We start from the raw sequence: 11843 nt of genomic DNA on the forward strand, positions 1-11843 counted from the left end.
TTAGGGGTAAATATAATGCATGCCAAGGCAAAACACATCAAAATTGGATCTAGATTAATAGGGCATGGGGAGCCCTGTTATTTGATTGCTGAAGTTGGTACAACTTGTATGGGGGACCTAGATAAGGCTCTTGAGCTTATAGCTGCGGCAAAGTTTGCAGGCGTCGATGCAATTAAATTTCAATTGATCGATCCCGATCAATTATCCGATGATAGTGTTACCTATCCAATATCCCAGAATGGTGTGGTAACCCAAGCGTCCATGAAAGAAATGTTTCAGAAATTGGTGTTTGATGAGGCAAGCTGGAAGGTAATTGCTGCAGCATCTAGAGATGCGCACCTGGATTTCTTTGCGACTGTGGATTATATCGACGGGGTGGATTTACTTGATAGGTTGGGTGTCAATGTTCATAAAATTGGTGCCTGGGATTCAACTTACATGCAATTAATTAAAAAAATAGGAAATACTGGAAAGCCTATGTTTGTTGACCTAGGCCCTATAACGCAGCGGCACTTGGATGACTTAGTTTCTTGGTATAAAGAGGCGGGTGGTGGCGCCGTCTTATTTATGCATGACTTCCACACCGAGAATGATGTGCAGATGCATTTGAGATGTATTAGTAAGCTTAGTGAAATGCTTCCTTGGCCAGTTGGTTTTTCTTCGCCAGCTCACGACCATGATTTAGATATCGCGGCTTTGGCTTTGGGTTCGGCCTATATTGAAAAGAGATTGATATTGAATCGCTCAGACTTTACTTTCCATGCTCATGAATCTTTGGAACCCAAAGAGCTAAAACTTTGGGTTGATCGAATACGGCATGTAGAAAGGGCTCTTGGGCAAGCAGAAATTATTCCCTCTGACAGGGATATTCAATTAAGTAAAGAGCACTTTAGAAGTATATGCTCTGTTGAGCCAATTAAATCCGGAGACATCTTTACTTCCGCCAATATTGGGGCTAAGAGGCCTGGAACAGGAATGCCAACTAGTATGCTGAATACTTTATTAGGCAAGAGGGCGGCAAGAGACATACCAATTAATACTTTAATAACCCCAAAAGATTTCTCATGAACGTATTGATAGTTGTTCCGCATCCAGACGACGAAGTGTTGGGTTGCGGAGGATCGATTGCACGTCATATCGAGCAGGGCGATACTGTCTCGATTCTTATACTTGCGGAAGGCATAACCTCTCGTGCAGACTCTCGTGAATTAGGGATGGACCCCAAGAGGTTGGAAGCTTTGAGGAGGGCTACATTAAAAGCTAGCAAAATTTTAGGTGTTAAAGATACCGTACTTCATAATTTTCCGGATAACAGGATGGATAGTTTACCGCTTTTAGACGTTATAAAAGTTGTTGAGAAGCATGTGAAGCGTTTACAGCCTTCTGTTGTGTATACAACATTTTCAGGTGATGTAAATATAGACCATCAGATTTGTTTTAGAGCAGTTGTTACGGCATGTCGTCCTCAGCCAGGAATGTCCGTTACAACATTGCTTACATGCGAAACATTATCCTCTACTGAGTGGCAGCCGTCAGTGGGCTGTACCCAGTTTTCGCCTAATTTTTTTATAGATATAGGTGCCACCCTCTCAATTAAATTGAAGGCACTAGAGGCATATCAGACCGAGCTTCGGGAATGGCCGCACCCTCGTTCAATAAGTGCGGTGGAAAATCTAGCGAAATATAGAGGAAGCTCTGTAGGGATCCATGCCGCTGAGGCTTTTATGTTGGCACGTTGTATTTATTGAGAAGAAATCTAACCTTTAACCTCCTTAGGTAAACATTACAAGCAATAGAGATATTTGAGTTAATTTCCAAGTTATGGCTTCACCTCGAAATGAGAAGGCGGATACAGTCGGAATTTTTCTTTTTTGGTGACCGTTTCTGGGCTCTCCGAAGTAATAAGTATCGGTGAGTCGATTACGTTTTTAGCGACACCAACATCGCGCAAAAATTTATTTGGAATGGTTTTATGACGCAAAAGTAGCTAATGCACTAGAGGTTGTCATTTCAGGAATGGGCATCCAAGATGAGAGTTTTTACATGCTAATTGCATGACTAGCGTCTCAATTTATGATCTTACAATTAAATGCAAATACCTAAAAAATAAATTAGATCAATGCAAAGCTATATTTCCAGAATATAAATGAAATTGTGATTGACGGGCTGTTAAAATATCAATTTAGTTATGAGCTAAGAACTGGCATGACTAAAGAGGTTTGGTAAAAGGGTTAAGGAGAGCATTTTGATTGATAGACTAATTAGGCTGAAGAATGGATCCCCCTTTTTTGGCGCATTAATAAGAACAATTAGATTTCCCGTTGATTGCTTATTGTTGGTCTATGGGGCAACTTACCATAAACTCTTTGGCCTAACCCCAAAAATATCGCATCTAGCTTTGGTTAGGGTATTTATTTTTACCGACGGAAAAATGAATGATTTAATTTCATTTTTCTTAAGCATAGTTTATCCCCCCCTTCATCTGCACTCATTATCAGATGGTCTTTTGGGGGGGGTTGCTGAATCTGAATATCATGAGATTCAGTCCAAACTCGAAAAGGATGGCTATTACGTTTTGGAAAATAGACTCTCGGCTCAATACTGTGAAAAATTGGAAGCAAAGTTATCAGACCTCAGTTATCAAATCAGGGGTGATAAACTCAAGCCAGAAGAACTGGCTAGATTATATAAATACGATCGAAGTAATATTATTGCACCTCACTATGTTCTCGAAAGAAATGCTGTCACTAGTTTGTCGGAAGTTCAGGAGCTTATTTCTGATCCAGTACTCATTCGCATTGCTCAAAGCTATTTGCGGTCCCAAGCAATTTTTACAGGCCTTACCTTGGACTGGACGCCCCCATTAGGTGGAATTAAAGATGATGCTGCAGCCCAGTTATATCATTGGGATATGGAGCGAATTAAGTGGATAAGATTTTTTATATATTTAACTGATGTTGATCACGAAAGTGGTCCGCACTGTTTTGTAAAAGGCACTCACTTAAGTGGAAGCATTCCAAGAAATTTAATTAATCGTGGCTACGCAAGAATTTCAGATGAAGAGGTGCTCAATGTATTTGGTGCTACTCGAATTCTGGAATTTGTTGGTAAAAAGGGAACCATAGTTATAGAGGATAGTAGGGGCTTACATAAAGGATTGGGCGCAATTTCTAAGGAGCGTCTATTGATGGCTTTTGAATTATCTAATTCAACATTTGGAAATAACAAGCGACACACAATAACTAAAATTCACAGCCCCCGTTTCCGTGACTTAATTGCGGCCTACCCACGCTTATATTCTAATTTCGATTTTAATGAAGTCTAGTAAAAAGGCATTTGGGGAATGAAAGCGCCCAAAATTTTTAAATTACTTCTGCAATTATGGGGGTGCATCTCTCCAAGGAGGAAGTTTCAATTTAGCATTATGTTTTGCTTGATGATATGCGCGGCATTCGCCGAAATTATTAGCATTGGCAGCCTCATTCCATTTCTGACGATTTTAACAACGGCTAAAGATATTCAGGTAAACCCAACTTTTTCTTTGATTAATGCTTACCTTGGTAGTTATACCACCCCAAAATTATTATTTATATTAACCCTTTTATTTTGCATTGCTGCAGTCTTAGCTGGAGCCATGAGGATAGCGGTGCTGTGGATTAGTACGAGGCTTGCCTTTATGGTCGGGGCGGAATTAAGTTATTCTGTATATTTAAAGGCGCTCCACCAACCTTACATAGAGCATTTAAATCAACATAGCAGTGAATTAATTGAAGTTGTTACCGGAAAAGGTAAGACGCTAATCTATAACGTCATTCTGCCAGTAGTGAATCTAATCGGCTCTTTTATTCTTTTAATAATTATTCTAGGCGCCTTAGTCTTTATGAATCCTTTGGTTGCATTTTCTGGGATTTTTGGATTTGGCTCAATTTATTTCATACTGATATTGATTTCTAAGAGCCGCTTGCAACAAAACAGCTATTTAGTGGCGAGGAACTCATCTAGGGTTATAAAAGCGTTGCAAGAGGGTGTTGGTGGCATTAGAGATGTCATCATAGACAAGACGCAATTGATTTATGCTGAAATTTACAATGCGCTAAATGTCCCTCTGAGGAGAGTGGAGTCAAACAATATTTTTATTACACAGTCTCCTCGTTACTTTGTTGAGTCGCTAGGCATTGTTCTTATAGCAGTCATTGCATATCTACTCACTCTTAATTCAGCTGGGATTAACTCAGCAATACCTATTTTAGGGGCCATGGCTTTAGGTGCGCAGCGATTAGTTCCAGTTTTACAAATGACATATGGATCATGGTCGTCACTTTTAGCCAGTGGAAATACGCTGGAAGACACTTTATTTTTTTTGCATAAAAAGATACCAGATGGGTTGCAAGATAGCAATTTAAATAATATAACTTTTATGAGTAAGCTTGAATTAGAAAATATTTTTTTTAGATATAAAGACACTGCATCATGGGTATTGCAGGGGGCAAATTTATCCATTGAAAAAGGCGCTCGAATTGGATTTGTTGGTAAATCTGGTGCCGGAAAAACTACCTTTATTGATATTATCATGGGACTTTTGTCGCCCGATAGTGGTCAGGTAAGGGTCGATGGAACTTGTCTTGGTCATCATAATGTTGACTGTTGGCAAGCACTTATCGCCCATGTACCTCAAACGATATTTTTAACGGATGCTTCTTTTACAGAAAATATCGCATTTGGAGTTCCGAAAGATCAAGTTGATCATGATCGTGTTATGGATTCAGCTGAAAAAGCTCAATTGGCTGAATTAATTAATTCTCTCCCCGGAAAATATGACGCTAATGTCGGGGAGCGGGGCGTGCGACTATCAGGGGGGCAGCGCCAAAGAGTTGGATTAGCAAGAGCGCTCTATAAAAAGGCAGAAATTATCATCTTTGATGAGGCTACCAGCGCGCTTGATGATGAGACGGAACGGGCCATTATGAAGTCAATAGATATGATTGATAGGCAAACTACTATCATCATTGTGGCCCATCGGTTGTCTACGTTAAGATTGTGTACAAGTATCTATGAGCTCAAAGATGCTATTTGCTATTGCCTCGGCACCTATGAAGAGATGATCTTGAAGGATAAAAAAAATAAAAATTATGATTAATGATGCTGTAACCCTTACAAATTTAATCTAAAGAAAATTATTACTTATTAGGGATGAGATGAAAAAATGGCAGATATTCAAGAAGTTTCATGGTGATGCTCGAGTATGTCTTATTATCTGGAATGCAAAGGATCGGGAATATTTGTATCGGGCTATGAATAACGTCGATTTTGTAGTGCGTGCTACTACAACAAAAATTGTCCCTAACGCCGAATGCAGTTCTTTTTTAGGGCATAGAGATCAACATTTACAGGGCAAAGAATCTCATCGATGCGTGTATAGATAAGGGGGTAAAACCGTATTAGTAACGTTGAGTGATAAGGATAGTAGTCCAATTAATTTAAATGGAGCCACTATACTTATTTTAGGATACCTATTTCGCTGCATGATACGCGATTTTCTGTGGTGAGGTATTGAACTTGATGGGGTCTATAGAGTATGTAACCCTATTCACTTAAACATTGCAAGATAATGAGATTCTAATTACTAATTAAATAATACCTAGCTTCATAAATACTTTAGAGCAAGGTGTTGAGCTAGTATGGCACGCGTTAAATGATATGGAGGACAGGGATTTATGATTTTAGAGATCTGACTTTAGATAATAGGATTGTTCAATAGGCTGTGAGCTGTGAGTGTTGCGGGTCGCCCTATACAGAATGCTAAAAAATTCACTATTTTGGATTTTGAAGTACCATCAGGCAATTAATTGTGGTTGTAAGGGGCAGATAAATCATTTAATCAAAATTCGCAAGTTGATATATCTCAAAACTTAAAGACTAAAATGATAGCGTTAGATTATTATTCCTCAGAAATGAGACATTGGCAATATGCTTTAACGTTAAAAGCTGTTGAGTATTTAGATGGGTTGGGTGTAAGGCGGTTGAAGTTGTAGAGGCCTTTATATTAGTTGGAAAAATTATTAGTAAAATTTAAATAGTTAGCGAAGAATGAATATAGCAGTTATTAATTTCGATGCAAATCTCGGAATGTATCATGAGAGCCTATTGTTTTTTCAACGCTATTTAGAGATTGATAATACGATATCGATACTGGGGTGTTCGGGTCACTTAGGTCGATGTACCAACATTATCTCCTTAGGCATTAAGGCGGATCAATACTTGCCTGATACGTTGCGTAAAGAAACTTGCAAAAAGTGCATAAGTAAACAAAATCAACTCTCTAATAATTCTCAATTTAGATTAAATAATCAACTAGACCAATTAAATATTGAACAGCAAAGAATAATTGATGGAATTAAAGAAGAGGAAGTAAGTGATTCCAGAGATCTACTGCGCATTCGGTATTTGAATGTGCCATTTGGAAAAATTGCATTCTATGACTTTGCAATGCATAATAAAATCGATGATAAAGTTAAGATTAATAAAGAACAAATTGCTAATTTTAAATTCCACCTTATTGATGTTTTTAAGGTTTGGAATTTTATAGATAGAATCTTAATCACTGAAAAATTCGATGCTGCAATTTATGTGAATGGCAACTATAGTTTAAATTCTATTGCCAGGGAAAGATTTTTAAAAAATAAGATTAGATGCTGGTCTATTGAATACACATTTGCAAATACTGCAACAGAAAAAAGGGTTTATTTGGAGGAAAATCGGCTAGTTCACTGTAGAGAGTGGCCTTCCTTTACCAGAGTTTCTCAGGGCTATAAATGCATTATTGCAGACACAGAAGTTGCATTAAAAGGATTTAGATCTCGATTTAGAGGGGTTGATCATAACAGTTACACCAGCCCGTCTCGAACGACTGATTGGAAAAGCTTCGATGAGTTTAGGGGTAAATTTGAGCAATTAGCATCAGTTTTTATTAGCAGCAGTGATGAATTAAGAGTTCATGAGGTTGTATATGGCTTTAAACAAGACAATACATTTTTCGGAAATCAAATTGAATGGCTAAACTTTATCATTGATAAGGCCAGTCCAGATATTGGTTATGTTATTAGAATTCATCCTAGATTAAAGCCAAATAAAAGGGATTCAGTTGAAGCTGTTGAGCATCAATATATTTATGCGGCCCTTCAAAAGGCTAGAGCACTAAAAAATTTCTATATCATTGAAGCTGAGCAAACTATATCAAGCTATTATGTACTTCTTAACTCCTCATTTTCTATGGTGAGTTGGTCAATGATGGGTTTAGAAAGTGCAGTACTAAACATTCCTGTGGTGGCATGCTTCCCTGGAAACTCTGCATTTCCCATTGAGAAGATGTCTCATCAGCCTAAAGATTTGGCGGAGCTTGAGTTATTTATTCAGGGCAAGATTCAGCCCAAAAGAACTCTTGAGCATGATATGGAGGTCTTGAAGTGGATTGGTATTAATTATCGAGCTATTGGCATAAGAGTAATGGGTGTAAGGTATCGTAGAAAATTTTTTGCCTTTATGCGCTCGCATCTAGAGAAGTATATTCTTTTATCTCCTAAGTTATTTGGGATATTTTTTTATTATAGAAATAAGAATATAATTGAAACCAGTATTTCTAATGGTGAAATTCGAGTCACAACACAATCTCATCCAGTAGATGATAGTGAAGAGTGCATCAAAATGCTTAACGTATTTAGAAATGAAATATACAAATACTATGGATGCATTAGACGAATTGGAGTGGGTAATTGAGTTTAATATTAAATTCGAATAAGTATGAGCTGCTAGGCCCCAAGAATTTAACTATCAAAACAGAGATGCTGTATGAGTCTCAAATGCTTGGCAATCAGGTTCTTTGCAAAACACTTTATTCTGCAATTTCACCGGGGACTGAGATTGCTGCCTATAAAGGTGAGCCACCTTTGCGACCAGGACCAATTTATCCCAGGGTAATTGGCTACTGTAATATTGCTAAGGTCCTGGCGGTTGGAAATGCAGTGACACGCTTTATGGTTGGTGATTTGGTGCTTAATTTTCAATCGCATAGATCTGCTTTTATTTGCGACGAAGATAAGATTGCATGCATAGTTCCTGAAAATGCAAATTTAGTGAATGCATCAACTACATACCTATTCCATTTAGGTTATAACGCACTTCTAAAAGGTGGATTTAGGCCTGGATATAGTGTCGCAGTATTAGGGCTGGGTGCACTGGGGCTTACCTCAATTGCACTTGCAAATGCATTTGGAGCGGAGGTTTATGGAATTAGCAATCAAGGGTATCGCGAAAAATTAGCACTAGAATTTGGCGCTAAAAAAATATATCAGAAGACCGGGCTTGATTGTTCTCAGGAGCTTATGGCTATTACAAATGGAGGCGTTGATTTGTTAGTAAGCACATCATCCTCATGGTCAGACTGGAGAGTGGCAATTAGCTCTGTTCGCAAGGAGGGTGTGATTTGTGTACTCGGATTTCCAGGGCGGGCTGAACCAATCCCATCGTTTAATCCACTGGATTCCCAGTACTTTTATGATTCACAACTCAAAATTATATGTTGTGGATACTCTCCAGATGTAGATGTTCCACCCCATGACATAAGGTTTACGATTAAGCGCAACTGCGAGTTTTTGCTTGGGCAGATTAAAAATAATCGATTGCCAGCGTCTAAGATTATTTCGGCGGTAATACCATGGAGAGATTTGAATTCTCTGTATGAAAGAATGGCATTAAGAGATCAGAATTTAATTACTGGGGTTCTAGATTGGACAATAGAAAATTAACTGTTGGTCTTATTGGGTGTGGAAGAATTGGAGCTTATACAAGGTCGGAGCTAAATGATAGCACACGCCAGGGTGCCTATCCTGTAAATCATGCAGAAGCAATTAAAGCTAATTCTGGTTTGGAATTAGTTGCATTATGTGATTTAAATTCTGAAAATTTACAACGTGCAGCTGGAATGTTCAACATAACAAATTGTTATCATGACTACCGAGACCTTATAAATCAGGTTAAGCCAGATATTATCTCAGTGGCAACCAGAACGCCGGGGCGATGCGATATTCTTAACTTTTCAATAATAAGTGGTGTAAAGGGTATATACATTGAAAAGCCATTAAGTACCAATCAGGAAAGTTGTGTAGAAACTCTAAATCTTGTACGTCAATATGGTACAAAAATTGCTTATGGAACTGTACGTAGGTATATGGACGCCTTTCGGCTTTGTAAAAAGATGGTCGCAGATGGAGTTATAGGTGAGCTTGTACAAATTTCAGTGAGTATTGGCTCAACATTGCTAATGTGGAGCCATCCCCATTCGGTGGATATCATGACATATTTTTCAAATGCAAAAACTTTTGATTTTGTACAGGCAAGTTGTCTATTTAGAGAAAAATATCAGGGTAATGAGAATGCGATTGAATGCGATCCTGTAGTTCAAAGTGCTTTTATTCAATTCAGCAATGGTATTTCTGGGCTCATTACTCAGGGCGGCGGTAATGATGTAGTTTTGTATGGAAAAAGTGGAACGATCTTGATAGCTGGAGATGGGGCTTTTATACAGCTGCGCAAAAGAGGTCAGGCAGGCCCTTATTTCAATGAGGTAGTCCATGTAGATTGCGAAGCCATAATGAGCGGGGCGCAACGCTCATTTAACGAGTTAGAGCTTGCAATAAAAAATAATGAGCCTCTCTCAATTGATCCTGATGAAATAGAGTTATCGCAGGAGATTTTGCTAGCCATTGCTTATTCCGGTCTATTGAATGGTAAAAAAGTCAGACAAGGGAATCTTCCGCGTGGATTTACCGTCCATGGGAAATTCGGGGATTTAACTGCGTAGTCAGCTATCGAATGATCATATGGCTCTTATTAAAAAGAGCTGGATACATTTTTATAACTTGATCAGTTATCAATTTTGATCCGCGTCTATTCAGATGGTTATCATCAAGCAGATAAAGCAAGCCATCAGTGTTGTATGCAAAACAATGATCTGAATTGCAAAATAAATTTGTAGGGTCTAGGATTTTTATATTTGGATAGGGCTTTGCGCTTGAAATAAAAATTTGCCTATATGTTGAGATTGTCTGTTCATGAAACGATCTGCTAAAAGAACAGCCACGCAATGGACTAGAGTGAAATGGCCTTTTAAGGCATTCAATCCCCTGAAATGGAAGTTTAGGATTGTCTAAAATAATAAGCGTAGTAATTTTTGAGTTACCAAGTTCACGCATAAAACGTTGTATGTTCAATTTCTTCTCTTCTAAGGATTGAGTAGTTTGATACTCGCCATTAAACAATCTTCCAAAAACGCCTGCAAAAATTGTCAGTTTGAAGTTACCTTCTTTTGCATAGTTGAATAAATTTTCGACGGTAGGTTCACACTTTAACCAGCTATCTACCACATTAAAAAATGGAATAGGTGGGCATGAGCCTCGTCCAAGCCTCGTAATATTTTGAACGTTGCTCACAGTAAAGCTATCAAAAATCTGTTCTGCGTGGGAGTCCCCTAGAATAAGAATCTCGCTAGATGGATAATTTATGCAAAAGTCGCGCTTAATATCAAAAGTTGGCTTAAAAAGATAGGAATATTGTTTTATGCAACTAGGCGTAGATCGACTGTCCTTTATATATGGATGATCATTGTATTTTTCATAGCTAGCGAGACGATTAGGAAAGCCATTATTAATAAATATTACTCCACCAGACACTGAAGCAAAAATCATCATTCCTGACAAAATTGGCATAAGATGTTTAAGTCTCTTAATCCGTTGCTCAATTCCAATATAAGTCAGCCATGCCAGAATCGCACTGATTAAGATGATAAGAAAGGGTATAAAAGAATTTTTTTGATAAAAAATTATTCTATAAAAGCTCAATAATGGCCAATGCCATAAATAGAATGGATAACTTATCAGACCAATGAAAACCATTGGTCTTGACGATAAAATTTTGCTGTTGAACTGCGACTTGTTACCCGATGCAATTATTAAAAAGGCACCCAAAACCGGAGGTATCGCATTCCATCCTGGAAATTTAGAGTCTTTATTTAATAAAAAGGCACTACAAAAAATGAGAGCTAAACCTAAAATTGATGAAATGTTTTGAATACTTGATTTTTTAATGTTAATCTTATTTTTATAAATAAAGTAAATGAATGATCCCGACAGAAGCTCCCAAAATCTAACAACTGGTGAGTAAAAAATATTTTCGAAGCCAACTATAGTGGCGTAAAGGTTATAAACTAATGATGAAATAAATATAATAAAAATAGTTTTAAACATACTAAATCTACTTTTATATATAAACCATATAAAAACTGGCCAAATTAAATAAAATTGCTCTTCTACCGCTAGACTCCATAAATGCAGTAATGGTTTTAGGTCGCTTGAGGTGTCAAAGTATCCAAGCTGGCTTATTAGCAGTAGATTTTCAAAAAAGCCAGCACCAGCAATAACGCTTATCCCAAGTTGAAGATATTCATCTGAAAATAGGGTGAACCAGCCGACAAATAAAGAGAAAAATAAAACTACAAGAAGAGCAGGAAAAATTCTACGTATTCGACGACTATAAAAATCAAAAACCGAAAATTTATTTACACTAATTTCTTCGATAAGAATGCTAGAAATTAAAAAACCAGAGATCACAAAGAAAATATCAACCCCAATAAAACCACCAGGTAGATACGATGGATATGCGTGAAACACTACAACAAGAAGCAAGGCAACAGCCCTTAATCCGTCAATGTCAGGTCTGTATCCAATTCTATGGGTCATAAAATATTGTATGTTAAATTAGAGTTGTAAAATTTTAACTTGTAAATTCCGATT

8 protein-coding genes are annotated in these 11843 nt (G+C 37.6%); 7 read left to right on the forward strand and 1 reads right to left on the reverse strand.

Annotation, left to right across the window (positions count from 1 at the left end):
- Nucleotides 1-81: 81 nt before the first annotated feature.
- The 7 genes from FD960_RS01630 to FD960_RS01660 all read left to right on the forward strand — a co-directional run bounded on the left by FD960_RS01630 (nucleotide 82) and on the right by FD960_RS01660 (nucleotide 9856).
- A complete protein-coding gene (locus tag FD960_RS01630) occupies nucleotides 82-1068 on the forward strand; it encodes an N-acetylneuraminate synthase family protein (RefSeq protein ID WP_215299417.1) in 987 nt (328 codons plus the stop codon).
- Nucleotides 1065-1748 carry a PIG-L deacetylase family protein gene (locus tag FD960_RS01635; protein WP_215299418.1) on the forward strand — a complete coding sequence of 228 codons (684 nt, stop codon included), beginning with the start codon at nucleotides 1065-1067 and terminating at the stop codon, nucleotides 1746-1748. The genes FD960_RS01630 and FD960_RS01635 overlap by 4 nt, the downstream gene beginning before the upstream one ends.
- Before the next feature lie 497 nt (nucleotides 1749-2245).
- Complete coding sequence (locus FD960_RS01640) at nucleotides 2246-3325, forward strand: phytanoyl-CoA dioxygenase family protein (RefSeq protein WP_215299419.1); 1080 nt, start codon at nucleotides 2246-2248, stop codon at nucleotides 3323-3325.
- A gap of 18 nt (nucleotides 3326-3343) precedes the next feature.
- Nucleotides 3344-5137: an ABC transporter ATP-binding protein gene (locus FD960_RS01645; protein WP_215299420.1), complete on the forward strand. Its 1794-nt coding sequence runs from the start codon at nucleotides 3344-3346 to the stop codon at nucleotides 5135-5137.
- 950 nt (nucleotides 5138-6087) lie between these two features.
- Nucleotides 6088-7773 carry a hypothetical protein gene (locus FD960_RS01650; RefSeq protein ID WP_215299421.1) on the forward strand — a complete coding sequence of 562 codons (1686 nt, stop codon included), beginning with the start codon at nucleotides 6088-6090 and terminating at the stop codon, nucleotides 7771-7773.
- Nucleotides 7770-8801: a zinc-binding alcohol dehydrogenase gene (locus tag FD960_RS01655; RefSeq protein WP_215299422.1), complete on the forward strand. Its 1032-nt coding sequence runs from the start codon at nucleotides 7770-7772 to the stop codon at nucleotides 8799-8801. Before FD960_RS01650 ends, FD960_RS01655 begins: the two co-directional genes overlap by 4 nt.
- Nucleotides 8783-9856 carry a Gfo/Idh/MocA family protein gene (locus tag FD960_RS01660; RefSeq protein WP_215299423.1) on the forward strand — a complete coding sequence of 358 codons (1074 nt, stop codon included), beginning with the start codon at nucleotides 8783-8785 and terminating at the stop codon, nucleotides 9854-9856. The genes FD960_RS01655 and FD960_RS01660 overlap by 19 nt, the downstream gene beginning before the upstream one ends.
- 4 nt (nucleotides 9857-9860) lie before the next feature.
- Here FD960_RS01660 and FD960_RS01665 read toward each other — a convergent pair whose 3' ends face one another.
- The gene (locus tag FD960_RS01665; protein ID WP_215299424.1) at nucleotides 9861-11789 is read right to left on the reverse strand and encodes an acyltransferase family protein; all 1929 of its coding nucleotides are present in this window, start codon (nucleotides 11787-11789) and stop codon (nucleotides 9861-9863) included.
- Nucleotides 11790-11843 lie beyond the last annotated feature (54 nt).

The organism is Polynucleobacter sp. AP-Nino-20-G2 (assembly GCF_018688235.1).
GTDB lineage: Bacteria > Pseudomonadota > Gammaproteobacteria > Burkholderiales > Burkholderiaceae > Polynucleobacter.